This window comes from Pacificimonas flava (assembly GCF_000342165.1).
GTDB lineage: Bacteria > Pseudomonadota > Alphaproteobacteria > Sphingomonadales > Sphingomonadaceae > Pacificimonas > Pacificimonas flava.
In genome coordinates, this window is the sequence record NZ_AMRV01000006.1 from 127,610 (window position 1) to 151,870 (window position 24,261).

27 protein-coding genes are annotated in these 24,261 nt (G+C 63.0%); 14 read left to right on the forward strand and 13 right to left on the reverse strand.

Annotation, left to right across the window (positions count from 1 at the left end; translation table 11 throughout):
• From C725_RS09950 to eno, 4 genes are all read right to left on the reverse strand, one after another.
• Entirely contained in the window at positions 1–1,398 is a 1,398-nt protein-coding gene (locus C725_RS09950) for a pyruvate dehydrogenase complex E1 component subunit beta (protein WP_008602522.1), read from the reverse strand.
• A complete protein-coding gene (pdhA, locus tag C725_RS09955) occupies positions 1,399–2,379 on the reverse strand; it encodes a pyruvate dehydrogenase (acetyl-transferring) E1 component subunit alpha (protein ID WP_420804923.1) in 981 nt (326 codons plus the stop codon).
• 218 nt (positions 2,380–2,597) lie between these two features.
• Complete coding sequence (locus C725_RS09960) at positions 2,598–2,909, reverse strand: FtsB family cell division protein (RefSeq protein ID WP_008602526.1); 312 nt, start codon at positions 2,907–2,909, stop codon at positions 2,598–2,600.
• 153 nt (positions 2,910–3,062) lie between these two features.
• Positions 3,063–4,337 (reverse strand): phosphopyruvate hydratase, encoded by a 1,275-nt coding sequence (eno, locus tag C725_RS09965; protein WP_008602527.1) that lies wholly within the window; start codon positions 4,335–4,337, stop codon positions 3,063–3,065.
• A gap of 145 nt (positions 4,338–4,482) precedes the next feature.
• Here eno and C725_RS15395 point away from each other — a divergent pair, with 145 nt between their 5' ends.
• The 6 genes from C725_RS15395 to C725_RS09995 all read left to right on the forward strand — a co-directional run bounded on the left by C725_RS15395 (position 4,483) and on the right by C725_RS09995 (position 7,683).
• On the forward strand, positions 4,483–5,136 hold the full coding sequence (locus C725_RS15395; RefSeq protein ID WP_149864633.1) for a hypothetical protein: 654 nt from the start codon (positions 4,483–4,485) through the stop codon (positions 5,134–5,136).
• Positions 5,137–5,144: 8 nt separating this feature from the next.
• On the forward strand, positions 5,145–5,525 hold the full coding sequence (locus tag C725_RS15400; RefSeq protein ID WP_008602532.1) for a phage holin family protein: 381 nt from the start codon (positions 5,145–5,147) through the stop codon (positions 5,523–5,525).
• The gene (locus tag C725_RS09980; RefSeq protein ID WP_008602534.1) at positions 5,522–5,818 is read left to right on the forward strand and encodes a DUF3618 domain-containing protein; all 297 of its coding nucleotides are present in this window, start codon (positions 5,522–5,524) and stop codon (positions 5,816–5,818) included. The genes C725_RS15400 and C725_RS09980 overlap by 4 nt, the downstream gene beginning before the upstream one ends.
• Positions 5,815–6,405 carry a hypothetical protein gene (locus tag C725_RS09985; RefSeq protein WP_008602536.1) on the forward strand — a complete coding sequence of 197 codons (591 nt, stop codon included), beginning with the start codon at positions 5,815–5,817 and terminating at the stop codon, positions 6,403–6,405. Before C725_RS09980 ends, C725_RS09985 begins: the two co-directional genes overlap by 4 nt.
• A 236-nt stretch (positions 6,406–6,641) precedes the next feature.
• The gene (locus C725_RS09990; protein WP_008602539.1) at positions 6,642–7,265 is read left to right on the forward strand and encodes an MlaC/ttg2D family ABC transporter substrate-binding protein; all 624 of its coding nucleotides are present in this window, start codon (positions 6,642–6,644) and stop codon (positions 7,263–7,265) included.
• Positions 7,266–7,422: 157 nt separating this feature from the next.
• Positions 7,423–7,683, forward strand: coding sequence for a DUF4170 domain-containing protein (locus C725_RS09995; RefSeq protein ID WP_008602540.1), 261 nt, complete (start codon positions 7,423–7,425; stop codon positions 7,681–7,683).
• Positions 7,684–7,752: 69 nt separating this feature from the next.
• Here the strand turns inward: C725_RS09995 and C725_RS10000 are convergent, their stop codons facing one another.
• From C725_RS10000 to C725_RS10030, 7 genes are all read right to left on the reverse strand, one after another.
• Positions 7,753–8,874 (reverse strand): D-alanyl-D-alanine carboxypeptidase family protein, encoded by a 1,122-nt coding sequence (locus C725_RS10000; protein WP_008602542.1) that lies wholly within the window; start codon positions 8,872–8,874, stop codon positions 7,753–7,755.
• 214 nt (positions 8,875–9,088) lie between these two features.
• Positions 9,089–11,275 carry a 3-hydroxyacyl-CoA dehydrogenase NAD-binding domain-containing protein gene (locus tag C725_RS10005; protein WP_008602543.1) on the reverse strand — a complete coding sequence of 729 codons (2,187 nt, stop codon included), beginning with the start codon at positions 11,273–11,275 and terminating at the stop codon, positions 9,089–9,091.
• 66 nt (positions 11,276–11,341) lie between these two features.
• Entirely contained in the window at positions 11,342–12,553 is a 1,212-nt protein-coding gene (locus C725_RS10010; RefSeq protein WP_008602544.1) for an acetyl-CoA C-acetyltransferase, read from the reverse strand.
• Positions 12,554–12,651: 98 nt separating this feature from the next.
• On the reverse strand, positions 12,652–14,454 hold the full coding sequence (locus C725_RS10015; RefSeq protein ID WP_008602547.1) for an acyl-CoA dehydrogenase C-terminal domain-containing protein: 1,803 nt from the start codon (positions 14,452–14,454) through the stop codon (positions 12,652–12,654).
• A 2-nt stretch (positions 14,455–14,456) separates the two neighbouring features.
• Complete coding sequence (locus C725_RS10020; protein ID WP_008602549.1) at positions 14,457–14,897, reverse strand: MerR family transcriptional regulator; 441 nt, start codon at positions 14,895–14,897, stop codon at positions 14,457–14,459.
• 66 nt (positions 14,898–14,963) lie between these two features.
• Positions 14,964–15,332, reverse strand: coding sequence for a phosphoribosyl-AMP cyclohydrolase (gene hisI / locus C725_RS10025; RefSeq protein WP_008602551.1), 369 nt, complete (start codon positions 15,330–15,332; stop codon positions 14,964–14,966).
• A gap of 74 nt (positions 15,333–15,406) precedes the next feature.
• Positions 15,407–15,655, reverse strand: coding sequence for a DUF7218 family protein (locus C725_RS10030; protein ID WP_008602553.1), 249 nt, complete (start codon positions 15,653–15,655; stop codon positions 15,407–15,409).
• A 136-nt stretch (positions 15,656–15,791) separates the two neighbouring features.
• Here C725_RS10030 and purF point away from each other — a divergent pair, with 136 nt between their 5' ends.
• The 5 genes from purF to C725_RS10055 all read left to right on the forward strand — a co-directional run bounded on the left by purF (position 15,792) and on the right by C725_RS10055 (position 20,778).
• On the forward strand, positions 15,792–17,279 hold the full coding sequence (purF, locus tag C725_RS10035; protein WP_008602555.1) for an amidophosphoribosyltransferase: 1,488 nt from the start codon (positions 15,792–15,794) through the stop codon (positions 17,277–17,279).
• Positions 17,280–17,307: 28 nt separating this feature from the next.
• Positions 17,308–17,967, forward strand: coding sequence for an SDR family NAD(P)-dependent oxidoreductase (locus C725_RS10040; RefSeq protein ID WP_008602557.1), 660 nt, complete (start codon positions 17,308–17,310; stop codon positions 17,965–17,967).
• A gap of 126 nt (positions 17,968–18,093) precedes the next feature.
• The gene (locus tag C725_RS10045) at positions 18,094–18,642 is read left to right on the forward strand and encodes an EF-hand domain-containing protein (protein ID WP_008602559.1); all 549 of its coding nucleotides are present in this window, start codon (positions 18,094–18,096) and stop codon (positions 18,640–18,642) included.
• A gap of 94 nt (positions 18,643–18,736) precedes the next feature.
• A complete protein-coding gene (locus C725_RS10050) occupies positions 18,737–19,462 on the forward strand; it encodes a response regulator (protein ID WP_008602561.1) in 726 nt (241 codons plus the stop codon).
• Between the two features lie 8 nt (positions 19,463–19,470).
• Entirely contained in the window at positions 19,471–20,778 is a 1,308-nt protein-coding gene (locus tag C725_RS10055) for an ATP-binding protein (protein ID WP_038282787.1), read from the forward strand.
• 21 nt (positions 20,779–20,799) lie between these two features.
• Here the strand turns inward: C725_RS10055 and def are convergent, their stop codons facing one another.
• Both def and recR read right to left on the reverse strand, forming a co-directional pair.
• Positions 20,800–21,348 carry a peptide deformylase gene (def, locus tag C725_RS10060; RefSeq protein ID WP_008602564.1) on the reverse strand — a complete coding sequence of 183 codons (549 nt, stop codon included), beginning with the start codon at positions 21,346–21,348 and terminating at the stop codon, positions 20,800–20,802.
• 45 nt (positions 21,349–21,393) lie between these two features.
• Positions 21,394–21,987, reverse strand: a complete 594-nt coding sequence (gene recR / locus C725_RS10065; RefSeq protein WP_038282788.1) for a recombination mediator RecR — start codon at positions 21,985–21,987, stop codon at positions 21,394–21,396.
• A gap of 59 nt (positions 21,988–22,046) precedes the next feature.
• Here recR and fmt point away from each other — a divergent pair, with 59 nt between their 5' ends.
• The 3 genes from fmt to C725_RS10080 all read left to right on the forward strand — a co-directional run bounded on the left by fmt (position 22,047) and on the right by C725_RS10080 (position 24,261).
• Entirely contained in the window at positions 22,047–22,961 is a 915-nt protein-coding gene (fmt, locus tag C725_RS10070; protein WP_008602568.1) for a methionyl-tRNA formyltransferase, read from the forward strand.
• Positions 22,943–23,701 (forward strand): tRNA pseudouridine(38-40) synthase TruA, encoded by a 759-nt coding sequence (gene truA, locus C725_RS10075; RefSeq protein WP_008602570.1) that lies wholly within the window; start codon positions 22,943–22,945, stop codon positions 23,699–23,701. The genes fmt and truA overlap by 19 nt, the downstream gene beginning before the upstream one ends.
• Positions 23,702–23,853: 152 nt before the next feature.
• Positions 23,854–24,261 (forward strand): hypothetical protein, encoded by a 408-nt coding sequence (locus C725_RS10080; protein ID WP_008602573.1) that lies wholly within the window; start codon positions 23,854–23,856, stop codon positions 24,259–24,261.

Below are 24,261 nucleotides of genomic sequence, written 5' to 3' on the forward strand. Positions count from 1 at the left end.
TCAGTCCTTGTAGCAGACACGGCGCGCGGCGGTGACGACGTCGTCCACCTTCACAAGCGCAGCCTTTTCGAGGTTTTCCGCATAGGGCAGCGGCACGTCGACGTTCGTGACGCGCAGCACCGGCGCATCGAGATCGTCGAAGCCGTCCTCCATGCAGATGCCCTGAATTTCAGAGGCGATGGAGCAGGTCGGCCAGCCCTCCTCGACGACGACCAGACGGTTCGTCTTCTTCAGGGAGCGCAGAACCGTCTCGCGGTCGAGCGGACGCAGCGTGCGCAGGTCGATAACCTCCGCATCGATGCCGTCTTCCGCCAGCTTTTCCGCCGCGTCGAGCGCCACGCCCACACCGATGGAATAGCTGACCAGCGTCACATCGCTGCCCTCGCGCGCGATCTTGGCCTTGCCGATGGGCAGCACCCAATCGTCCGTATCGGGCACGTCGAAACTGTGACCGTATAGCAGCTCGTTCTCCAGGAAGACGACCGGGTCGGGCGACTGGATGGCCGCGCGCAGCAGCCCCTTGGCGCTGGCCGCGTCGTACGGCGCGATGACGATCAGGCCGGGAACGCTGGCATACCAGGGTCCGTAATTCTGGCTGTGCTGCGCGCCCACACGGGCGGCAGCGCCGTTCGGGCCGCGGAACACGATGGGGCAGCGCATCTGGCCGCCGGACATGTAGAGCGTCTTCGCCGCGGAATTGATGATGTGATCGATCGCCTGCATGGCGAAGTTGAACGTCATGAACTCGCAGACCGGCTTCAACCCGCCCATGGCCGCGCCCGTGGCGACGCCGGCAAAGCCATATTCGGTGATCGGCGTGTCGATGACGCGCTTGTCGCCGAATTCTTTCAGCAGGCCCTGCGTCACCTTGTACGCGCCCTGATATTCAGCGACCTCCTCGCCCATGACGAAAATCTTCTCGTCGCCGCGCATTTCCTCCGCCATGGCGTCGCGCAGCGCCTCTCGCACCGTCTGGCGTTTCATGGGCGTGCCCTCCGGCACTTCCGGCTCGACCGAAAGGCTGGCCGGCTCCTCGCCCTTTTTCGGCTTCTGCGCCGAATCGTCCGGGGTTTCGGCCGCCTGTTCCGTCTTGTCGTCGGCCGGCTCGGCACTGGCCTCGCCATCGTCAGGCACGGAGATGTCGGAGGCATCCTCGTCTTCACGCGCGATCATGGCGATCAGCGTGCCGACAGGGATGTTCTCGCTTCCCGCATCGACCAGCAGCTTCGCGACCGTGCCGCCCTCGTCGGCTTCCAGCTCCATCGTCGCCTTGTCGGTCTCGATCTCGGCGAGAAGATCGCCGGGATTGACCTCATCGCCTTCGGACACAAGCCATTTCGCCAGCGTCCCCTCCTCCATGGTCGGCGACATGGCAGGCAGTTTGATTTCAATCGGCATTTAGTAGTTCCCCACCAGAACGTCGGTGTAGAGTTCGTCGAGCTCGGGCTCGGGCGTCTGTTCGGCAAAATCCGCGGCCTCGTTCACCTCGGCACGGATGTCCTTCTCAATCGCCTTCAGGTCGTCTTCACTGACACCCATCTCGAGAAGCTGCTGCTTCGCTGCTTCGATCGGATCCCGCTTCGTGCGTACGTCCTGTACCTCCTCACGGCTGCGGTATTTCGCCGGGTCGGACATGGAGTGGCCGCGATAGCGATAGGTCATCAGCTCCATCAGCACGGGACCGTTCCCCTCGCGCACCCATTTCAGCGCAACATCGGCAGCGCCGCGCACATCGCAGACGTCCATGCCGTTCACCTGCAGCCCCTCGATGCGGAAGCTTTCGCCGCGACGATAGAGCTGATCCTCGGCGCTGGCGCGGTTGACGCTCGTGCCCATGGCGTACTGATTGTTTTCGATGATGAAGAGGACGGGCAGCTTCCAGAGCTCTGCCATGTTGAAGGCTTCGTAAACCTGGCCCTGATTCGCCGCGCCGTCGCCGAAGTAGCACACGGCAACGCCGCCATCTTCCTGATATTTATGTGCAAAAGCGAGTCCTGCACCGAGCGGCACCGGCGCGCCAACGATGCCATGGCCGCCGTAGAACTTATGCTCGGTCGAGAACATATGCATCGAGCCGCCCTTGCCCTTCGAGATACCGGCGGCGCGTCCGGTCAATTCGGACATCACGGCCTTTGCCGGGATGCCGCACGCGAGCATATGGCCATGCACGCGGTAGCCGCCGATGACGCTGTCCGCCTTGCTCATGGCGGACTGAATGCCGGTCACGACGGCTTCCTGCCCGATATACAGATGGCAGAAGCCGCCAATAAGGCCCATGCCATAAAGCTGCCCGGCCTTTTCCTCGAACCGGCGAATGGTCAGCATCTGCCGATAAAAGTCGGTCAGCTCGTCCTTGGAAGCCTCGTAGCGATCCGGCATCGGCACCTGCTCGATACCGTCGCGCGCTTCGGTCACGCGGACGCGTGGCGCCTCCGCACTCTCTTTCTTGTCAGGCGTCGCTGCCTTCTTCGCTGCCATAGAATACCTTCGTTTTCCGCCAATCTGTGCTCGCTCTAACGAGCCAATTCACGAATGTCGAAGGTGGTTTCGCGACTTTTGAACCAAACGGGCGCTTGCCCGCTGCATTTATACGATAATTAGTCCTGCAATCGAACGATGATCTCGTCCTCGCGAACCAATCCGAGTCGCTTACGAACGAGCTCCTCGGCGTAATCCGGCTCCGCGCGGTCACCCAGCAACGCGACTTTCTGTTCCAGGTCGCTGCGTTGACGGGCGGTCGCCTCAGCCTGGGCTGCGAGCCTTGCGCGCTCGGCCTTGTAATCGCCCCAGGCCATCAGACCCGATTCTCCGGCAAAAGCATGCCATGCGAAAAACCCGATAAGGGCGATGCACAGCATCGGCACCAGCACCGGCCGAACGTGGTGGAGAGGAAAAAGGGCGCGCGTCATCAACCCCTTTGAATCACAGGATTCGCGCGGAGGCAACGATATTGCGCCGACCGCCGGCTGCTGTTGCGACGAACCGAGTATTCCGTCCTGGAGGACGGCGGGGGCAGCATGATCGCGCCGCCCGCCCGTGAAGACCGCTCGAGCCCCGAACGATCAGCGCAGGATCGTCGTCCCGGCATAACGGGCAAGCCCGCCCAGTTCCTCCTCGATGCGGAGAAGCTGGTTGTATTTTGCCAGCCGGTCGGAGCGCGCCAGACTGCCGGTCTTGATCTGCCCGCAGTTGGTGGCGACCGCCAAATCCGCAATCGTCGCGTCCTCGGTTTCGCCCGATCGGTGCGACATCACGGCGCTGAAGCCGGCGCGATGCGCCATGTTCACGGCATCCATCGTTTCCGAAAGCGTGCCGATCTGGTTGACCTTGATCAGGATGGAATTGGCAGCGCCGCGCGCGATACCATCTTTCAGACGTGCGGGATTGGTGACGAACAGATCGTCTCCGACCAGTTGGACCCGATCGCCGATGCGATCGGTCAGCGCCTTCCAGCCATCCCAGTCGTCCTCGTCCATGCCGTCCTCGATGGACAGGATAGGATAGTCGTTTACCAGCCGCTCCAGATAGGACACCTGTTCGTCGCGGCTGCGCGTCACCCCCTCGCCGCCATAAACGTAGTTCCCATCCTCGTGAAACTCCGTCGCGGCACAATCGAGGGCCAGCATGATCTCGCGTCCAGGCTCGAAACCGGCCGTACGCACGGCATCCATGACGAAATCGAGCGCTGCTTCCGCACTTGCAAGATTGGGAGCGAAGCCGCCCTCATCGCCCACCGACGTCGCCAGCCCCTTATTCGCGAGCGCCTTCTTCAGGGTATGGAAGATCTCCGTGCCCCAGCGCAGCCCCTCCGAAAAGCTGTCTGCGCCGACAGGCATGATCATGAACTCCTGAAAATCAATGGGATTGTCGGCATGCGCTCCCCCATTGACGATGTTCATCATCGGAACCGGCAGCACCTGCGCCGACGTACCGCCAATATAGCGATAGAGCGGCAGCCCGCGTGCAATCGCCGCAGCCTTCGCAGCCGCCAGACTGACTCCCAGGATCGCGTTCGCGCCGAGGCGTGCCTTGTTGTCGGTGCCGTCGAGATCCCGCATCGCTGCGTCGATCTCCAACTGATCCTCTGCCTCCGCGCCCAGCAGCGCGTCGAGGATTTCGCCGTTCACCGACTGCAGGGCCTTGTCCACCCCCTTGCCCATGTAACGGTCCGCGTCGCCATCGCGCAGTTCGACTGCTTCGTAGGCGCCCGTTGAAGCGCCGGAGGGAACGGCTGCGCGGCCAAGACTGCCATCCTCCAGCAGCACATCAACCTCAACCGTGGGGTTGCCTCGGCTGTCCAGGATCTGACGGGCATGGATGTCGACGATAGCGGTCATAGGCTGGTTGTATCCGTTTCGAATGTCGTGTCTGTGTGAGGGCCTGTTACCGGCCCTTTTCCGGCCTCGCAACGTCGGGAACCAGCGGCACAAGCGTTCGTTCGAAATGCGAGACGCCAATGAGAAAAACGAAAGGGCCGAAATCATGCCTATGAATGGCGAGAACGCAAAACCCGGCGGAACGGTCAACGAGCCGCTGCCGACCGGCAACGATACCGCCGCAAGCCCGACGACGCCGTCCGCGCCGATGAGCGGGGCGGACATGGCCGGGAACGGAGAGACTCCGTCAGGCCATCCTGTCTTCGAGGATCATCAGAGCCAGGATGCTGGCGGGGTGTCTGGCACCGATCGCGGCGCACAGAAAGCCGATCAGTTGAAGGCGAAGGTTCCTGAGGATGTCCGGAACCAGGCCAGCCGGCTGATGTCGGATGCCAGCAGCAAGGCGCGAGATGCGGCGGTCGAGGGGAAAGCGAAAGCGTCTGAGACGGTCTCGAATCTCGCGCAGTCCACGCGCGACGCCGCTCGGCAGTTCGAGGGGACCCAGGCGGCAGCGCTGACCGGGTACATCACGTCCGCGGCCGACACCATCGACCGCTTTGCCGCGACCCTCGACAGCAAGGAAGTCGACGAGCTTTTGGACGATCTGCGCGAACTGGTTCGCCGGTCGCCTGCCCTCGCCATCGGCGCTGCCGCGATCGCCGGCTTTGCCTTGTCACGGTTCGTCAAAGCAACAGATCGTCTCGACAATGACGGCTACGAGGCGTCCACTGGCGCCGCGCACCCGGTTGCGAAAGCCTAGGGTCCGCCATGCCGACGTATAAGACTGGCGATGAAGCCAGCCTCGGCGAACTCGTCCGGGCTTTGAAGACGGAGGGCCGCAATCTCGTAAAGGCAGAGATTGCGCTGATCAGAACGAAGACGACGCTGCGCATCCGCGGTGCCGCAATAGCGGCAGGCCTGCTGGCGGCGGCCGGGCTGTTTGGCCTGATCTTCTACATCAGCGCTCTGATCGCGCTGGGGATTTGGCTGACCCACCTGTTCGACAGCGGCGCATTGGGGGCGCTGGTCGTTGCTATCCTGAACATACTTATTGCGGGTGTGCTTTTCATGATCGCACGCAACAAGCTCGAACGCACCTCGAAGCACGCCGACGCTACGGCGGACGATATGGTGGAGGTTGTGCGATGATCTTCCGCTCCAAAGAGGAGTATGATGCCGAGGTCGCCGCACATGCCGTAGAGGTGGTCGAGGCCCGGGAACGCATGTCTGAACTGGTCGCAGAAATCCAGGCGCGGACCAGTCCGCAGAACCTGATGAACGAGGCCGTCGACACGCTTTCCGCCAAGAGCGCTCTTGCAGTCGAAACCGCACGGCGGCGGCTTCAACAGCATCCCTACACGATTGGAGCCGCGGCTGCGGCCGTCGGCCTGTTTGCGGTGGGCCGGCTGCGTTCCAAAGATGAAGAAAGGAGTGTCCCATGACGGACGAGAACAAGATTTCGAGCGACAATGTGACGGGCAAGACAGGCTCGGCGGACGGGGTACGTGAAAGGGCCCATCAAGCGGCCGGTACTGTGCGGGAAAAAACCCACGACACTGCCGAAGCCGTACGTGAAAAGGCGCAGGAGGCGCGGGATTATACGTCGCAGCGCTATCGCCATGCCAAGGACGCCTCTCGCGAGAATTACGACAAGGCCAGGGATTACAGCAGACAGAAATGGGGAGAGACGCGAGAGGGCGCTCACCGTGCCCGCGCGCGGCTTGGCGACCGTGTCGAGCGCAATCCGCTCGTCGCAGCAGGTCTTGGCGTCCTGGGCGGTCTGACGCTCGGATTGCTCCTCCCTCGCACGCAACGTGAGAATCGTGCCATGGGTAAATACCGGGACGGTCTGTACGACCAGGCGACCGCTGCCGCTCGCGCCGCGAAAGATGCCAGCGGCGAAGAGTTCCGCGGTATTGCCGACCAGGCGAAGAACCAGGCGAAGGATCTTGGGCAGCAAGCACTTGGCGCCGCGAAAAAGGGAGGCGAAGCCGGCCTGAAGGAGTCGGGCCTTAAATCCTCCACCTGAAGCGCGCTACAGTCTCCACCGGCTGGAATTCATCGGAAATTCACTCAGCCACTGCTAGTCCAGACGGCAAGATAAGGGTTTTCTCCGCTTCAACTTGGCGAAGCCATTCGCGCTGTACAACTGACGCCGACTTTGGAACCGGGAGCCCGATTTCTGGATTTAGACGGACGAGAAAGATACCGGGCAGATCCAATGGTGGACGCCCGGTTCATCTTTCAGACTAACGAGGTTCTTTCATGCGTTTGAAGACGAAGTTTCTCGCTGCGGCGCTCGCCGCGCTCCCCCTTGCCGCCACGATGCCGTCGGCTCCCGCTGCCGCGCAAGCAGTCAGCGACGCCGATGCGCAGGCAGCGGGGCAGTTCATTGACAAGCTGGCAAATGATGCCTTCACGGTCATCAAGTCCGGCGATCCGGAAAGCCGGGCAACGAAAACCGAACTGCGCTCGATGCTCGCCGAGAATTTCGACGTTCAGTATATCGGCCAGTATCTGATCCGCCGTCACAAGGACGATATCACCAAGCAGCAGTATGACGCCTATATGCAGGTGTTCCCGTCCTGGGTGGTGGAAACCTACACGAACAATCTGTTCGCCTTCAGGGATGCCAATCTGAACGTGATCCGCGCCGTGCCGAGCGGATCGCGGGGCGATATAGAGGTCTATACGCGCGTCCAGCCGGCGTCCGGTGCGCCCATCGATGCCGTATGGCAAGTGCGGAAAGTCGGCAGCGACTACAAGATCCGCAATATGAAGGTGTCTGGTGTGAACATGGCGCTGACGCAGGAACAGGATTTCAACTCCTACATCAGCCGCAACGGCTTCGACGCCCTCGTTTCATTGATGAAGCGCCGGGTCAGCTAAGTTCAGATCATTGACCGTTCATAAGGCCCCGCTCGCTGAGCGGGGCCTTTTTGTTGCCGAGCCCGTGGCCGGTACAGCCACTGCAGGCCGATGCTATAACAGGGGGCTCTGATCGGACAATTGCCTCCTCAAGCGCGCGCGCGTATAGGCCGTCCACATGAAACGCCATCCCGAACAAGAACTCGCCTATCCCAAGCTTCACCTCGTCTTTGGCGGACGGGTCAAAGACCCGCGCGGCCTCGATTTCGAAGACGTGTCGAAACTCGACATCGTGGGTATTTTTCCCAATTACGCTGCCGCCGAGAAGGCTTGGCGCTCCAGTGCGCAGCGCACCGTCGACGACGCGGAGATGAAGTATCTCGTCGTCCATCTGCACGAACTGCTCGAGCCCGACGAGGCGGATCTGAAGAAGGGTTAGGCCCGACTATGAACGAAAAAGGGGCGGCCTGTAGCGCTACAGGCCGCCCCTTTTTTAATGGCTGCGTGTTTAGCGAAGCCAGGCGTAGCTCTGGAACATCAGAGAGGTGGAAAAGGGCGTGAAGGCGTAGGCACGCGACAGCTCTTGCGGCTGCGAAACGCCGCCGGACTTCAGACTCGCCGTCGGTTTGAATGTCGGTTCCGCGTCCTCATCCAGCGCCGATCCTTGTGCCGTGGCGGGCTGCGACCAAAGATCGACCACCGACGGTTCGGGTTCCTTCATGAAGCTGGCAACGGTCGTGTTGCGGCCGTAACGCCGTTGCTTCAGCACCTCGAAGCCGGAATTGATAAGCTCGGTGATGTTCTCGTTGCGGGCTGCGCTCGACGGCGCGCCGAGGACGATCGCGATCAATCGCTTGCCGTCCCGCTGCGCGGACGCCGCCAGGGTGAACCCAGCCGCGTTCGTGAAGCCGGTCTTGATGCCATCAAGTCCGACCAACTCCCCAAGCAGCCTGTTGTGGTTCGGGAAGGTCTGCCCATCCATCGTATAGGACTGCGCTGAAAAGTAGGCATAATAGTGCGGGAACTGGTGAATCAGGGCCGAGGAAAGAGTGGCCAGATCGCGCGCGGTCGTGATGTGCCCCGCATGGGGCAGTCCGCTGGCATTGTAGAACGACGTCGCGTTCATCCCGAGCGAGCGGGCCTTCTCTGTCATGCGCTGCGCGAAGGCGACTTCCGTGCCCTCGATCCGCTCCGCGAGCGCAACGGCGACGTCGTTCGCGGACTTCGTCGTCAGCAGACGGATCGCCTGCTCAACCGTGATCCACCCGCCCTTGCCGATGCCCAGCTTGGAGGGGGGCTGAGAGGCCGCGGTTGCGGAGAAATAGACCCGGTCGTCCAGGTTCAAGCGTCCAGCATCGATTTCCTCGAACGCGATCATCAGCGTCATGATCTTCGTAATCGACGCTGGCGGGCGGGCCGCATCGGGATTGCGTGCGTAGAGCACCTCGTTGGAATCCGCGTCCATCACGATCGCGGCATATTTATCGAGATGGAGAAGGCTGCGCGCATCCGCGGGCTGGGCAAATGCAGACGCAATCAACAGGCCGAGAAGGATCAGACTGGCGGCAAGGCGGTGTCCCAGGCTGCGATCAGCGTGATCGCCTGCGATGGTGGTGGCCCGTGCCGTCATAGATGTCTCCCCGCGTCAACTCGTTGGAATCCCGTATACTGTTTTAAAGATGAACGGAAGGACAACCTAGGTATGAGACAGGACGAGACGAGTCAGAGGCGCGGTGAGTCGAGCCAAATCAAGGAACAGAGGCCTTCGTGGACACGTAAGGAGCAAAATATTGATCGAAATGGAGGGGGCAGTGATGAACTGCCCCCCCAGCGTCAGCGCCTCCTCAAGCGGCCTTCTCGCGGGCAGAATTGCCGTAGAAGGTTTCACCCTTCGTCGCCATATCACGCAGCAATTGCGGCGGAGCAAAGCGCTCGCCCTGTTCCTGAGCTAGCCGGTCGAGCACGCGCACGACATGATCGAGGCCGAGCGTATCCATATGGCTGAACGGCCCGCCGGTGAACGGCAGGAATCCCCAACCGAAGATCGCCCCAAGGTCGCCATCCTCCGGCGTTTCCAGAACACCCTCCTCGAAACATCGCGCGCATTCAACGAGCTGGCGGAATTTCAGACGCTCTTGTACGGCTTCGACCTGCACGTCGGCAGGCCCGTCGGAATGGCCGAAGGCTTCCGACAGGCCCGGCCATAGCTGTTTCCCGCCTTCGGCATAGTCGTAATAGCCTTTGCCGCCCTTCCGGCCGATACGTCCTTCGGCCATCATCGTCTCGACAACATCATCGGCCGCCGTGGGTCTGTAGGCTTCGCCAAGGTCCTTCTTCGTCTGCTGCATGACCTTGTGGCCGAGTTCTATCGACACCTCGTCGGACACGGCAAGCGGACCCACGGGCATGCCCATCTGCTTTCCTGCATTCTCGATCAGCGCGGGGTTCACGCCCTCGCCGAGCAGCGTGGTTCCCTCCTGCACGTAGGTTCCGAAGCAGCGAGAGGTGTAGAAGCCGCGACTGTCATTGACGACGATCGGCGTCTTTCGAATCTGCTGCACATAGTCGAGTGCCTTGGCGATGGCTTCGCGGCCGGTCTTTTCTCCGACGATGAGCTCCACCAGCGGCATCTTCTCGACCGGCGAGAAGAAATGCACGCCGATGAATTTTTCCGGCTTCGTCCAGGCCTTGGCCAGACCCGTGATCGGCAGGGTCGAGGTGTTCGAGCCGAAGATGGTATCGGCACCGACGACCGCCTCGGTCTTCTTCGTGGTTTCCGCCTTGATGTCGCGATCCTCGAACACCGCCTCGATGATGAAGTCGCAGCCCTCGATATCGGCGAAATCGGTCGTGGGATGAATGCGATCCAGGACACCTTGCAGCGCCTCCCTGTCCATCCGCCTGCCCAGCTTGTCCGCCGTATATTGCTTGCCCTTGTCCGCCGCTTCCTGCGTGCGGTCGAGCAGCACGACATCGATGCCCGCGCGCGCCGAGACGAGCGCGATGCCCGCCCCCATCATTCCGGCACCGAGCATGCCGAGCTTCGTGGTCTTCATCGGCGGCACGCCCTCGGGGCGGCGAGCGCCCTTCTCCGCCGCCTGCTTCGATACGAAAAGCGAGCGGATCATGTTGCCCGCCTGCGGGTCGGCAACCAGTTTCGCGAAATATTTGCTCTCGACGCGCAGCGCCGTGTCCATCGGCAATTGCGTCCCCTCATAGACGGCACTCAGGATGGCAAAGGGGCCATTGATATTGCCCTGTGTCTTGCCGATCGCCATCGCCGTGCCGCCGATGAATGTCTGCGCGAAAGCCGGGTTCATCGCGCTGGCCGCACCGCCCGGGAACTTGAACTTCTTCTGGTCCCACGGCTGCACCCCGCCCTTCGGATTCGCCTTCACCCAGGCCTTCGCCCTGTCGACGATCTCTCCGGCGGCAGCGATCTCCTGAAACACACCGAAGCCGACCGCCTCCTGCGGTGACATGGTGTTCCCCTGGACCAGGTACATCAGCGCGGGCTGTACGCCCATGAGGCGCGGCAGGCGCTGCGTGCCGCCACCGCCCGGCATCAGGCCGACCATGACCTCCGGCAGCCCCAGCTTCGTTTTCGGATCGTCCGCCACCACCCGGTAATGGCAGGCCAGCGCCAGTTCGAGGCCGCCGCCGAGGGCAAGGCCGTTTACCGCCGCCGCGACGGGCTTTCCGCATTTTTCCAGGTCGCGCAGCATCTTGTTGAGCGCATAGACGCCGTCGAACAGCGCCGCCATTTTCGACTTGCCGGACGATGTCGCTGCGCTTTCCGCCTGGCCGAAGTCCATGCCCTTCAGATCCGCCCCGGCCATGAAGCCGCTCGATTTGCCGCTCGTGACGACAACGCCCTTCACGGCATCATCCTGAACGATTGCCCCGATGAGCGCGGTCATGTCGCGCTGGAATTCCTGATTGATGACATTCATCGACTGACCCGGCAGGTCGATCGTCAGGAGAGCAATGCCATCATCATCGAGGTCGTATTTGATCGTGTCGGTCTTCATGGGATGTCCTCTCCCCGCTGTTCGCTGAAACTGCCACGCGCTGCGCGGGCCCGCGCAGCGCCGTCCTCAAATGCGCTCGATGATCGTCGCCGTGCCCATGCCGGCACCGACGCACAGATTGGCAAGCGCGGTGCCCTTGCCGGTGCGCTCCAGCTCGTCGAGCACCGTGCCCAGGATCATTGCCCCCGTGGCACCCAGTGGATGACCCATGGCGATGGCGCCGCCATTCACGTTCAGCTTATCATGGTCGATGTTCAGCGCCTGCATGTAGCGCAGCACGACAGAGGCAAAGGCCTCGTTCAGTTCGTAAATGTCGATATCGTTCACATCCATGCCTGCGCGGTCGAGCACCTTACGCGTCACGAATTCCGGCCCCGTCAGCATGATCGTCGGCTCCGAGCCTATGGAGGCCATGGCACGAATGCGCGCGCGGGGCGTCAATCCGTATTTCTCGCCGATTTCCTTGTTGCCGATCAGGATCGCCGCCGCGCCGTCGACGATGCCGGACGAGTTGCCGCCATGGTGAATATGGTTCACCCGCTCCAGCTCGGGGTATTTCTGCAGCACGACGGCATCATAGCCGGGCATCTGCGTGCCAATTCCCTCGAAGCTGGGATTGAGCGAGCCGAGACCCTGCATGTCCGTATCCGGCCGCATATGCTCGTCGCGGTCAAGCACGGCTTCGCCGATCACGTCCTTCACCGGCACGATCGAGCGTTTGAACCGCCCCTCCTCCCACGCGCGCGCCGCCCGTTTCTGACTTTCGACGGCATAGGCGTCAGCGTCATCGCGACTGAACCCGTATTTGGTCGCGATCAGGTCCGCACTGATGCCCTGCGGCGCGAAGTAGGTGTGGAAGTTCACGGACGGATCGGTCGCCCAGGCCGCCCCGTCAGAGCCCATGGGAACGCGGCTCATGGATTCGACGCCGCCGCCAATGGCAAACATCGCCTCACCCGACATAACCTTGGCGGCCGCCATGTTGGTGGCCTCCAGCCCGGATGCGCAGAAACGATTGATCTGCACGCCGGCCGTTGTCTGGGCGTACTCCGCATTGAGGACTGCGGTCCGGGCGATGTCCCCGCCCTGCTCTCCGACCGGCGACACGCAGCCCAGAACAACGTCGTCGACATCGGCGGTGTCGATTTCCGTACGGTCCCGCACGGCCTGCAACACCTGCGTCGCGAGCTGAACCGGCGTGATCTCGTGCAATGCGCCGGAGGGCTTTCCCTTGCCGCGCGGCGTGCGGACAGCGTCGTAGATATAGGCTTCGGTCATCGATTTCCTCTCCCATCGGGTTCGCCGCACCGATCTTGCCGCGGCGATCCATTCTCAAAACGCACGGCCAAGATGGGCCGGCTCCGCGCCTGCGCCATTCAGGTGCGCGCGAACGATTCCGCGGGCAGCGCCATCATCGTCTCCGCGCCGCTCTCCAGCTTGCGGCGCAGCGCGCCGACATCGGGGAGGAACCGGTCCATATAATAGCGTGCCGTCACAAGTTTGGCCTCGTAGAAGGAATCGCCAGCTGCACCATTTGCCAGGTGCGACTGGGCCGCGCGCGCCATTTTCAGCCACATGAGGCCAAGCGAGACGATGCCCATCATGTGCATGTAGGGGGCCGCACCGGCACCGGCATTGTTCGGATTGGCCATGCCGTTCTGCATCAGCCACATGGTCGCCGCCTGCAACTCGCCGCCCGCCTTCTCCAGCTTTTCCGCTAACGGCTGCAGGGCTTCATCCGCTTTTGCGGTCTCGATCTCCTCGTTCACCAGCGCGGCGAACTGCATCAGCGCCTTGCCGCCCTTGCGCCCCAGTTTGCGTCCGACGAGATCCATGGCCTGAATGCCGTTCGTGCCCTCGTAGATCTGGGCGATACGGGCATCGCGCACATATTGCTCCATGCCCCATTCCTGGACATAGCCGTGGCCGCCATAGACCTGCTGCGCGTTCACGGCTGTCTCGAAACCCTTGTCGGTGAAGTAGCCCTTTATGACCGGCGTCAGCAGCCCGACGACGTCGTCCGCCGCTTCCCGCTCTTCCTCCGTCGCTGCACTGTGCGACAGGTCGATCTGCAGCGCAGCCCACAGGGTCAGCGCGCGGGCACCCTCAGTGAATGCGCGCGCGTCCATAAGCATGCGCCGAACATCCGGATGCACGATTATGGGATCGGCCTTTGCCTCCTCGTCCTTCGCGCCGGTCAGCGCGCGGCCCTGCCGCCGGTCGAGCGCGTAGCTTACGGCATTCTGATAGGCGATCTCCGCCTGCCCCAACCCCTGCACCCCGACGCCGAGGCGGGCGGCATTCATCATGATGAACATCGCCTCCAGCCCGCGCTCCGGCTCGCCGACCAGATAGCCGGTCGCCTCGTCATAATTCATGACGCACGTCGCATTGCCGTGAATCCCCATCTTCTCCTCGATGGAACCGCAGGAAACGCCGTTGCGCTCACCCAGCGAGCCGTCCGTATTCACGAGGACCTTCGGCACGACGAAGAGGGAAATGCCCTTCACATTGTCCGGCGCACCCTCCCGCTTCGCCAGCACGAGGTGGATGATGTTCTCCGCCATGTCGTGCTCGCCGGCGGAGATGAAAATTTTGGTGCCGGTAATGGCATAGCTGCCGTCACCCTTGTCCTTGGCCTTCGTGCGGATCAGGCCGAGATCGGTGCCGCAATGCGGCTCCGTCAGGTTCATGGTGCCCGTCCATGTGCCCTCAATCATTTTCGGCAGATAGGTCTGCTTCTGGGTATCCGAGCCGCGAACGTTGATCGCAGCGATCGCGCCGTGCGTCAGACCGGGATACATGGCAAAGGCCATATTGCCGGCGCACATATATTCCTCGAACGCCATGGAGACGGCGTGCGGCAGGCCCTGGCCGCCATATTCTGCAGGCGCGCCGAGCGTTCCCCACCCGCCCTCGACGAACTGCCGGTAGGCGTCCTTGAAGCCCTTTGGCGTCGTCACGCTGCCGTCTTCGGCCCGCATGCAGCCCTCCTTGTCGCCGCTATGGTTCAGCGGAAACAGCACGCCCTCGACGAATTTGCCGCCCTCCTCGAGGATCGCCTGCACCGTATCGGGACCCGCGTCCGCGAAGCCCGGCAGATTTCCATGACGTTCAAGCTTCACAATCTCTTCGAGCACGAACTTCGTGTCGCGAATGGGGGCGGTATACGCTGGCATCGTCAGGCGGTCCTTTGTCTGGAGGCGACGTCCGCTGGGACCGCCTCGCTGGATTGAAGGGTAAGCGCAAACTGCTTCAATTCATCGATGGTGGCGTCGAGGTCGGCGCGCTGCGCCTCGAGCGCCGTGATACGTTCGGCGATGCTGTGGCTGAGGGCAGCCCGCTGGCTTTCGGGTCCAGCGCGTTCGTACATGTCGAGGAGCTCGGCGATCTCCGCCAAAGAGAAGCCCACGCGCTTTCCTCGCAAGATCCAGCCCAGACGTGCCCGATCGCGCTTCGAATAGATCCGCACCGTACCGTCCCGTTGCGGCGCAAGAAGACCCTCGCTTTCATAAAAGCGAATGGTGCGCGCCGTGACCCCGAATTCCTGGCTCAGTTCACCGATCGCGTAACGATCCTTTGTCGCCGGAGCGACCAGGGACTGGGGATCGGCAGCGTGCATAGACAGCTGTATGGGTGACGTTTACGTTAACGTCAACTCTCGTCTAAAGAGCCCCTTCTGGAATGCTCATTCCACGTGTTCCAGCCGACCCTTATCGTACCGCCGGTAAAAGCAACTGGAACGGCCGGTATGACAAGCGGGGCCCGCGGGATCGACGATCAGCCAAACCGCGTCCTGATCGCAGTCGATGCGCATGTCGCGCACGCGGAGGACATTTCCGCTCGTTTCGCCCTTCTTCCAGAGGGCGCGGCGGGAACGGGACCAGAAATGCGCGATTTGCGTGGTAGCCGTCAGGCGGAAGGCTTCCGCGTCCATATGGGCGAGCATCAAAACGTCACCGGTCCCGGCATGGGTGGCCACAGCCGTGACCAGCCCGTCCGCATTGAACTTCAGGGCGAGTTCCGCCCCCTCCTCCCGCTCGCGATCGTCCTGCATGATCCCGTTCTAACTGCTCGGCAGCGCCGCGTCATCCGCCGCTGTACGAGGACGGTCACCAGCATATCCCGCGATCAGTGGTTGCGGATCGCCTTGATCAGCTCGTCCTTGTCCATATCCGACCGCCCTTCGATACCGATCTTCTTCGCCTCTTCGTAGAGTTCGTCTTTCGTGCGATCCTCAAGTTTCGTCGACTTGTGATCGATCGAATCGTTAGACTGCGCATTGGCGATACGGGACGCCTTCTCTTTAGACGCACCCTGATCGCGCAACTCCTCATAGGTGTCGTCATTCTTGATAGAGCTGCCATGATCCTTGGCCATTTCGCGTCTCCTGCGGTTTCAATTCATATCCCCAACGCATGAGTGCGATGTTTGTGACAACGGGGCGACAAACGCGGCGGACGTTCCTATATGCGCGGGAAACCGCCCCACTTCATCCCAAGTCCGGATCCGCGCCATGCCCGCTTCAATGCCCGCTTCCCCGCTGACGACGAACCCCTTCGATCATGATGACGACAAGCTGCGGGAGGAATGCGGCGTCTTCGGCGTTTACGGCATGGAGGGCGCCGCCGCTCTTACCGCGCTCGGCCTGCATGCACTGCAGCACCGCGGGCAGGAGGCGGCCGGGATTACCAGCTGGGACGGCGACCAGTTTCATACCAAACGCGGCAATGGGCATGTCGCCGAGAATTTCAGCGACGAGGCGACCATCCGGCAACTGCCGGGCAGCGCGTCGATCGGCCATACCCGCTATGCCACGACCGGCGAGACGGCCATGCGGAACGTCCAGCCTCTATTCGCCGAGCTGTCCTCCGGCGGCTTCGCGGTGGCGCACAACGGCAATATTTCGAACGCGCTTCACCTTCGAAAGGCGCTGAACAAGCGGGGCAGCATCTTTCAGTCGACGTCCGATACCGAGGTCATCATCCACCTCGTCGCGACATCCAGCTACCGGCCGCTCCTCGACCGGATCATCGACGCGCTGAAGCAGGTGGAGGGCGCCTATTCCCTCGCCTGTCTGACGCCGGAGGGGCTGATCGCCTGCCGCGATCCGCTCGGCATCCGTCCGCTCGTGCTTGGCCGGCTTGAAGATGCGCACATTGTCGCGTCCGAAACCGTCGCCCTGGACGTGGTCGGCGCCACCTTCATCCGGCAGGTCGAGCCGGGCGAAATGCTCGTGATCAACGAAAAGGGCGTGCGCTCCATTCGTCCCTTTGCCGAACGCGCGGCGCGGCCCTGCATTTTCGAGCATGTCTATTTCTCGCGTCCCGACAGTTTCCTCGACGGGTCGAGCGTGTACGAAGTCCGCAAGAATATCGGCCGCGAACTGGCGCTGGAAAACGCCGTCGACGCGGACGTGGTCATTCCCGTCCCCGACAGCGGCAACCCGGCCGCTCTCGGCTATTCGCAGGAATCGGGAATTCCGTTCGAGCAGGGCATCATCCGCTCCCACTATGTGGGCCGCACGTTCATTCAACCGGGGCAGGGCATTCGCGACCTGTCCGTAAAGCTGAAGCACAATGCAAACCGGCATATCGTCAGCGGGAAGCGTATCGTGCTGGTCGACGATTCCATCGTCCGCGGCACCACCAGCCTGAAGATCGTGCAGATGATGCGCGATGCCGGCGCGAAGGAAGTGCACATGCGCATCGCCAGCCCGCCGACGCGGCACCCGTGCTTCTACGGCGTCGATACGCCCGAGCGGTCGAAGCTGCTTGCGGCGCAGATGGACGTCGAGCGGATGCGCGACTTCATCAAGGTGGACAGCCTGGCCTTCATTTCCGTTGACGGACTCTACCGGGCGCTGGGCGAAGACGGCCGCGATACGAGCCGGCCGCAATATTGCGACGCCTGCTTTACCGGCGCCTATCCCACCAGCCTGACGGATCAGGAAGAGGAGGCTGGTCCCGATCAGTTCACGCTCCTGACCGGCGCGGCCGCCTAAACCCCAGGACCCACACGCAGGCATAGTCATGAGCGACACGGACAAACCCCTCGCCCTTATTACCGGCGCTTCGCGCGGCATCGGCGCTGCGACGGCGAAACGCCTGGCATCGCGCGGTTATCATGTGCTGCTGACGGCCAGAACGGAGGGCGGCCTCGAAGAGGTTGAGGATGAAATTCATGCGGCCGGCGGCACGGCAACCCTCGCCCCCTTCGACCTTGCCGATGGAGAGGCGATCCAGCGGCTTGCCCCGGCGGTTCATCAGCGTTGGGGTCGACTTGACCTGCTGTTGCTGAACGCCGGCATGCTGGGCGATCTCGGTCCGCTCGCGCACGTCGATGACAAGCAGTTCGCGCAGCTTTACACCATCAACGTCGCGGCGAATTTCCGTCTGATCAAGGCCTTCGACCCGCTTCTGCGCGCAGCGGACGCGCCGCATCTTGTCGCCGTGACATCCAGCGTTGCGCGCGCCCCGCGGGCCTATTGGGGTCCTTACGCCTCTTCGAAGGCCGCGCTGGAGAACCTTGTGGAAACCTACGGCGCGGAAGCGAAGCTGATACGAACGCACATCTACAATCCGGGCGGTACGGCCACGCGCATGCGAGCAGAGGCGTTCCCCGGCGAAGATCCCGGCACGCTGAAGACCGCGGACGAAGCGGCCGCTGAAATCGCTGCGCTTCTGGACTGATCAGGCCGCCCTTCCCCCGCGACAAACTGCGACAAAAATCCTCCGTGCCGACAAACCCCTGCGACAGAAGGGGAGCATAAAGGCGGTTATGAGCGGTTCCTTGACCGCCGATATACGGAGGACCCTATGAAGACCCGAGCCCTGATCGTTTCCACTGCCGCTGGCCTGTTGATGACAGCGCCGACGCTGGCCCAGCAGCCCACCCAGCCATCCGCGGAGACGCATGGCCATGGCAGACATGCAATGCGCGGTCTTCCCGGCGATGTGAACGAGGACGGCAATCTGACGCTGGCCGAATTGCGCGCCGGCATCGCCAACCGCTTTCAGAAAATGGATGCCAACGCCGATGGCAAGGTGGACGAGGCGGAACGGGCAGCCCTGCATGAGGCGCGCAAGGAACGCTGGGAGGCCCGCAAGGCGAAGATGGCCGAGCGCGGCATCGAAAGGCCCGAACGCCCGGAGCGCGGTGATCGCCCGCATCGCGGCGAGCGCGGACTGCGCGGCAAGCTCGACGCGAACAGCGACGGCAGCATCACGCTGGCGGAGATCGAAGCCCCGGCCGTCGAGAGATTCCAGCGGATGGATACGAATGGCGACGGCACCGTGACCAAGGCCGAGCACGAAGCAGCGCGCGCGGCCATGAAGGCCCGCTGGCAGAAACGCAAGGCGGACTGATCCCCCGCCGTCTTGCCCAGAATGGGGAAGGTTTGTCAAAACCGGCCTTTCCCATTCCTCCTCGTTTCGGGGGATCGTAAGGAGAGGACAGTCGATGCAGGCCCCGTCGCAAGGCGTCCACTTGCTCCTTGTCGAGGATGAGCGTTCCATTCGGGAACCGCTGGCAGCGTTCCTGAAGAAGCATGGCTATCGTGTGTCGCTTGCCGCAAACGCCGCCGAGGCGCGCGCGTTGCTGCCCGACCACGCCATCGATCTGGCGCTTCTCGATATCATGATGCCCGGTGAGGACGGGTTGAGCCTGGCGCGGTTCATCCGTGCAAGCGGCGATCTGCCCATCATCATGCTGACGGCCATGTCCGATGACACCGACAAGATCGTGGGACTGGAGATTGGTGCCGACGATTATCTGACGAAGCCGTTCAATCCGAGAGAGCTTCTCGCACGCATCAAGGCGATCCTCCGCCGCGCCGGGAACATGCCGCCGGCCTTGGCCGAGGACGGCGAAGCCTACGCCTTTGCCGATTTTGTATTGAAGGTCGATGAGCGCCGCCTGCTGAATGCGGCCGGCGAAGACATCGCCCTGTCGACCGGGGAGTTCCGTCTGCTGCGTGAACTGCTGCGGCGGCCGGGCCATGTCCTCAATCGGGATCAGCTCCTGGACCTGACTCAGGGCCGCGAGGCCGCCCCCTTCGACCGCGCCATAGACAACAGCGTCAGCCGCCTGCGCCGAAAGATCGAACGCGATCCCGCCAATCCCCAGATCGTGAAGACCGTCCACGGCGCCGGTTATGTCTTCACCCCCGCCGTGAAGCGATTGTGACGCCGGGAATGAAGCGGTTCCGCGACCTCAGCCTGACAGCGCAGCTGGTCCTCATCGTGGCCGCAGCGCTATTTGCCGCGCAAGCGGTCAACTTCGCGCTTCTGCTACGCGAAACGCGGGCGCTCGCGGAAAGTCGCTCGGTGGAGCCCGCCGCGGTGCGGCTCCTGATGGAAAGCGGCCGCGCCGGATTTGCCGGCGAACGCCACCGGCGGGAGCGCTTGCGCCAGCCCCGCCCCCAGCCGCCTGAAACGCGGCCGGGCGAACGGCGCCTGCCCCGGATCGAAGCGAGCATTGCAGAGCGTTTGCAGGCCGCGGGCGCGCCGGCGCGCGGCGTACGCGCTTTCGTACGAAGATGGGAACGGCACGGGCGCGAAGAGCATGTCCTGATAGCGGCCGCGAGCTTCGATTCGGAAGAGTGGGTCGTGACCCGCGCACGCGCACCGCTACCGGCGGGACCGCTCGCTGCGCGCCTCGTTCTTCAAACACTCATCATCTTCGCCGTCACACTGCTGCCCCTGATGCTGTTTGCGCGGCGTTCCGGGCGAACGCTCAAACGCCTGTCCGGCGCCGCGCGCACATTTCGTGGACGTTCGGATAGCGCGCCGCTGACACCGGAGGGCGCTGCGGACATCCGCGCCCTGACCGAGGAGTTCAACGCCATGCGCGCGAGAATCGCGGCCATGATGGCGGAAAAGGACCAGATGCTGGGCGCAATCGGTCACGATTTGCGCACGCCGCTGGCATCGCTGCGTATCCGCGCTGAAGCCGTGGAGGATGATGACGAAAGGCAGGCCATGATCGCGTCCATCGAGGATATGCACGGGGACCTGGAGGATATTCTGCTGCTCGCCCGCGCGGGCCGCGCCGACCCCGACATATCGCCCCTCGCCCTCAGCCAGCTCGTCGACGATCTCGCCGCCGAGCAGCGCCGCACCGGTCGCGACGTCAGTGTCGAAGGCACGGTGGCGGACGATATCTTCGTGCGCGCCAACACCGCCTCGCTTCGACGCGCGCTTCGCAACCTGATCGACAATGCTGTTCTCTACGGCGGCAGTGCACGCATTCTCGTCACGCAGGAAAGGGATGAAATACGTATCGCCGTGCAGGACGACGGGCCGGGCATCGGCAAAGCGGATCTGGAGCGCGCGGCGGACCCCTTCGTCCGTCTGGAGAGCTCGCGCAACCGGCAAACGGGCGGCAGCGGCCTTGGCCTTGCCATCGCGCGGCAGGTAGCATCCGCCCATGGTGGGCGCCTCGATCTTTCGAACAGGAGCGAGGGCGGCCTGAGCGCCGCTATCATACTGCCGAAGGCTTGATTCGCCCCCGGCCAAAGGTCGTCAGGCGGCCGCGCGGCGCATCTTGTTCAGCTTCTTCAGGACCATATCCCGCTTCAGCTTCGACAGATGATCGATGAACAGGATGCCCTCCAGATGATCCATCTCATGCTGCAGGACCGTCGCGAGAAACCCGTCGATCTTCTCCTCATGCGGGTTGCCGTCATAATCCAGCCATCGGGCACGAACCCAACTCGGCCGGTCGACCTCCGCATATTGGTCCGGCACCGACAGGCACCCCTCATTATAAGTGGTGACCTCCTCGGACACTTCCAGGAACTCCGGATTCACGAAATAGAGCGGCCTGCGAACCCGCAAATCCTCGTTGGTGCCGTCGTCCTCCACGCCCTCGGGCATTTCCTGCAAGTCGATGACGAGGATCCGCACGGGCTGTCCCACCTGAATGGCGGCGAGGCCGATGCCGGGCGCATCGTACATCGTCTCCAGCATGTCATCCATCAGACGGCGATGTTCGTCCGTCAACGCCGCAACGGGTTCTGATACCTGCTTAAGCCGCGGGTCCGGCGTCTCGATAATCGGTAGAATGGCCATGGGAGCCTATGTAGTCGTCGGCCGCCCGCGTCGCAACGGGGCGGGTCACAGGATGCGGCGCGCGCGAAGGGCCTGGGCGATGGTGCCCTCGTCCAGATAATCGAGCTCTCCGCCGACCGGAACGCCGTGCGCGAGCGTCGAGATGGAGACGCCGGCATCCTGCAACTGCTCGGCGATATAGTGCAGCGTCGTCTGGCCCTCCATCGTCGCGTTCATCGCCAGAACAACCTCCGTCACGCCGCCGGCGCGTACGCGCGCCACGAGCTGGGCAATGGTAAGATCGTCCGGCCCGATGCCGTCGAGCGCGCTGAGCCGTCCGCCAAGCACGTGATAGCGCCCCGAAAATAGCCGGGCGCGGTCCATCGCCCAAAGGTCCGCGACATCCTCCACGACCGCCAGCAGCGCATCGTCGCGCCGGGGGTCGGTGCAGATTTGGCAGGGGTCGCTGGTATCGATATTTCCGCAGGTCCCGCATTCCGTCATGCGCGTATCAACCGCCTCGAGCGCCTTCATCAGTGGCTGCAGAGTGGATTCCCGGCGCTTCAGCAAGTGCAGGACGGCCCGCCGTGCGGATCGCGGCCCCAGGCCTGGCAGGCGAGAGAGGGACTGCACCAGCGCTTCGATTTCGGGGGAAGACATCGGTCCGATGTAGGCGCTGCGGCCTTGCGGGAAAAGACGCCGCGACCTACGCCGCAGCCATGCGCATCATCTATATGGGCACGCCGCCCTTTGCCGTCCCCGCCCTCCGTGCCCTCGCGGCCGCCGGTCACGAGATCGTCGCCGCCTATACGCAGCCGCCGCGTGCCGCGAAGCGCGGGAAATCGCTGCAAAAAAGCGCCGTCCACGAGGCTGCCGAGACACTCGGCATTCCGGTGCGGCATCCGGAATCCTTGAGGACAGCGGAAACGCAGGCGGCGTTCGAGGAGCTGAATGCGGACATCGCGGTCGTGGCTGCTTACGGCTTGATTCTGCCACCAGCGATCCTCAGCGCACCGCGCCGCGGATGTATCAACATCCATGCCTCACTGCTGCCGCGCTGGCGGGGCGCCGCGCCGATCCAGCGCGCTATTCTGGCCGGCGACACGGTGACGGGCGTGACACTGATGCAGATGGAAGCCGGGCTCGATACCGGGCCGATGCTGCTGACGCGCCAGGTCGAGATGGCGGACAAGACCGCCGGAATGCTGACCGGTGAACTGGCGCAGGTCGGCGCCGAACTGGCCGTGCAGGCGCTGTCCGGCGCCATGCCGACGGCGGAGATTCAGCCCGAGGAGGGCGTGACATACGCCCGAAAGATCGAAAAGGCGGAAGCCGCGCTGGATTTCACCCGTCCCGCCACGCAACTCGAACGCGCCGTCAGAGCGTTCAATCCCGCACCAGGCGCCTTCTTTTCTGCCGCCGGAGACCGTATCAAGGTGCTGGAAGCCGAGGCCGCCGATGGCAACGGCGACCCCGGAACCGTCCTGGACGATGGGAAAGCCATTGCCTGCGGAGAGGGCGTTCTGCGCCTTCGTCTGGTGCAGCGCCCCGGAAAACGACCGATGGGGATGAGGGATTTCCTGAACGGGTTCGCCTTGCCGGACCGGATCGCACCATGCCCCGCTACAGACTGACCATCGAATATGACGGCCGCCCGTTCATGGGCTGGCAGCGGCAGGCGCACGGTCCCTCGGTGCAGGCCGCCATCGAGGACACGCTCGGACAGATCACAGGGCATGTTCCCACAGTCTACGGCAGCGGACGGACGGATGCCGGCGTCCATGCTCTTGGTCAGGTAGCGCATGTCGACATTGAAAAAGCCATGACACCGTTTCGTCTGTCGGAAGCGCTGAATGCACGTCTGCGGCCGCATCCCATCGCCATTGTCGACTGCCGCATTGTTGACGAGCGCTTTCACGCGCGCTTTTCCTGCTGCGGCCGATCCTATCGCTATGTAATCCGCAACCGGCGCGCGCGCCTGACGCTGACAGAGGGGCGCGAATGGCGCATCGCAAAGCCCCTCGATGAGGCGGCCATGGCCGAAGCGGCCGCGCATCTCGTCGGGAGACACGACTTCACCACGTTCCGCAGCGTGCATTGCCAGGCGGAAAGCCCGGTAAAAACGATGAGCAGCCTCTCCGTTTCACGTAACGACGATCGGGTGATCGTCCGCGCCGAGGCCCCTTCCTTCCTGCACCATCAAATTCGTTCGATTACCGGCTGCCTCGCCATGGTTGGTGACGGCCGCTGGCAACCCAGCGATATGAAAGCAGCCCTTGACGCGAAAGATCGCCAGGCCTTGGGCTTTAATGCCCCGCCCGACGGCCTCTACTTCGTAAGCGCAAGCTATCCGGCTGAATATCGGAATTCTTGACACTTCGGCGCTAGGAACGAATTTGACGAAACGCTAGGATTCAGAAAACGCAAAAAGATTTGATCGTGGCTCAAGACTTGCAAGCGTGAACATTGAGCCGCCGATTGTAATAAATTCCGGCACTTGCCTGGTTAAGATTGTAGGTAATATCGATGGTCATGCAGCGCCCCGGTTCGCGTTCGACGCCGCCTCCCAACGGGCTGCTCATTGCCCTTGCCGTCGGTATATTGCTGCTCGGCGCGGGGTTTTTGTTCGCATATGATTCGCTGCGCAGCAGCAACGTGGTTTCCGGCTCCGCCCAGGAAGCCGAACGCAGCAGCGGCGAATATGTCCCCCGCACCGACGACCGCGCACTCATCGAGATGGGAATCGATCCGGAGGACAATGATCTTTCACCTGCTGCGCTGGCGGCGATCGCCCGTGCACACCGCGCGGCACAGGACGCAGGAGGCGCGGCCGAGATCGACAGCGACGAGCCGACTGGGCCGGGGGGCGAAGGCGCCGCTGACGAAACGCTGGGGAATGGTGACAGGGCTTCCGCTGCGGAACAGACGGAATAG

Excerpts from the sequence above, each read along its gene's own strand:
- C725_RS09950 (WP_008602522.1), bottom strand. The coding sequence starts at position 1,398 with ATGCCGATTGAAATCAAACTGCCTGCCATGTCGCCGACCATGGAGGAG.
- pdhA (WP_420804923.1), bottom strand. The coding sequence starts at position 2,379 with ATGCCGGATCGCTACGAGGCTTCCAAGGACGAGCTGACCGACTTTTAT.
- C725_RS09960 (WP_008602526.1), bottom strand. The coding sequence starts at position 2,909 with ATGACGCGCGCCCTTTTTCCTCTCCACCACGTTCGGCCGGTGCTGGTG.
- eno (WP_008602527.1), bottom strand. The coding sequence starts at position 4,337 with ATGACCGCTATCGTCGACATCCATGCCCGTCAGATCCTGGACAGCCGA.
- C725_RS15395 (WP_149864633.1), top strand. The coding sequence starts at position 4,483 with ATGCCTATGAATGGCGAGAACGCAAAACCCGGCGGAACGGTCAACGAG.
- C725_RS15400 (WP_008602532.1), top strand. The coding sequence starts at position 5,145 with ATGCCGACGTATAAGACTGGCGATGAAGCCAGCCTCGGCGAACTCGTC.
- C725_RS09980 (WP_008602534.1), top strand. The coding sequence starts at position 5,522 with ATGATCTTCCGCTCCAAAGAGGAGTATGATGCCGAGGTCGCCGCACAT.
- C725_RS09985 (WP_008602536.1), top strand. The coding sequence starts at position 5,815 with ATGACGGACGAGAACAAGATTTCGAGCGACAATGTGACGGGCAAGACA.
- C725_RS09990 (WP_008602539.1), top strand. The coding sequence starts at position 6,642 with ATGCGTTTGAAGACGAAGTTTCTCGCTGCGGCGCTCGCCGCGCTCCCC.
- C725_RS09995 (WP_008602540.1), top strand. The coding sequence starts at position 7,423 with ATGAAACGCCATCCCGAACAAGAACTCGCCTATCCCAAGCTTCACCTC.
- C725_RS10000 (WP_008602542.1), bottom strand. The coding sequence starts at position 8,874 with ATGACGGCACGGGCCACCACCATCGCAGGCGATCACGCTGATCGCAGC.
- C725_RS10005 (WP_008602543.1), bottom strand. The coding sequence starts at position 11,275 with ATGAAGACCGACACGATCAAATACGACCTCGATGATGATGGCATTGCT.
- C725_RS10010 (WP_008602544.1), bottom strand. The coding sequence starts at position 12,553 with ATGACCGAAGCCTATATCTACGACGCTGTCCGCACGCCGCGCGGCAAG.
- C725_RS10015 (WP_008602547.1), bottom strand. The coding sequence starts at position 14,454 with ATGCCAGCGTATACCGCCCCCATTCGCGACACGAAGTTCGTGCTCGAA.
- C725_RS10020 (WP_008602549.1), bottom strand. The coding sequence starts at position 14,897 with ATGCACGCTGCCGATCCCCAGTCCCTGGTCGCTCCGGCGACAAAGGAT.
- hisI (WP_008602551.1), bottom strand. The coding sequence starts at position 15,332 with ATGCAGGACGATCGCGAGCGGGAGGAGGGGGCGGAACTCGCCCTGAAG.
- C725_RS10030 (WP_008602553.1), bottom strand. The coding sequence starts at position 15,655 with ATGGCCAAGGATCATGGCAGCTCTATCAAGAATGACGACACCTATGAG.
- purF (WP_008602555.1), top strand. The coding sequence starts at position 15,792 with ATGCCCGCTTCAATGCCCGCTTCCCCGCTGACGACGAACCCCTTCGAT.
- C725_RS10040 (WP_008602557.1), top strand. The coding sequence starts at position 17,308 with ATGAGCGACACGGACAAACCCCTCGCCCTTATTACCGGCGCTTCGCGC.
- C725_RS10045 (WP_008602559.1), top strand. The coding sequence starts at position 18,094 with ATGAAGACCCGAGCCCTGATCGTTTCCACTGCCGCTGGCCTGTTGATG.
- C725_RS10050 (WP_008602561.1), top strand. The coding sequence starts at position 18,737 with ATGCAGGCCCCGTCGCAAGGCGTCCACTTGCTCCTTGTCGAGGATGAG.
- C725_RS10055 (WP_038282787.1), top strand. The coding sequence starts at position 19,471 with ATGAAGCGGTTCCGCGACCTCAGCCTGACAGCGCAGCTGGTCCTCATC.
- def (WP_008602564.1), bottom strand. The coding sequence starts at position 21,348 with ATGGCCATTCTACCGATTATCGAGACGCCGGACCCGCGGCTTAAGCAG.
- recR (WP_038282788.1), bottom strand. The coding sequence starts at position 21,987 with ATGTCTTCCCCCGAAATCGAAGCGCTGGTGCAGTCCCTCTCTCGCCTG.
- fmt (WP_008602568.1), top strand. The coding sequence starts at position 22,047 with ATGCGCATCATCTATATGGGCACGCCGCCCTTTGCCGTCCCCGCCCTC.
- truA (WP_008602570.1), top strand. The coding sequence starts at position 22,943 with ATGCCCCGCTACAGACTGACCATCGAATATGACGGCCGCCCGTTCATG.
- C725_RS10080 (WP_008602573.1), top strand. The coding sequence starts at position 23,854 with ATGGTCATGCAGCGCCCCGGTTCGCGTTCGACGCCGCCTCCCAACGGG.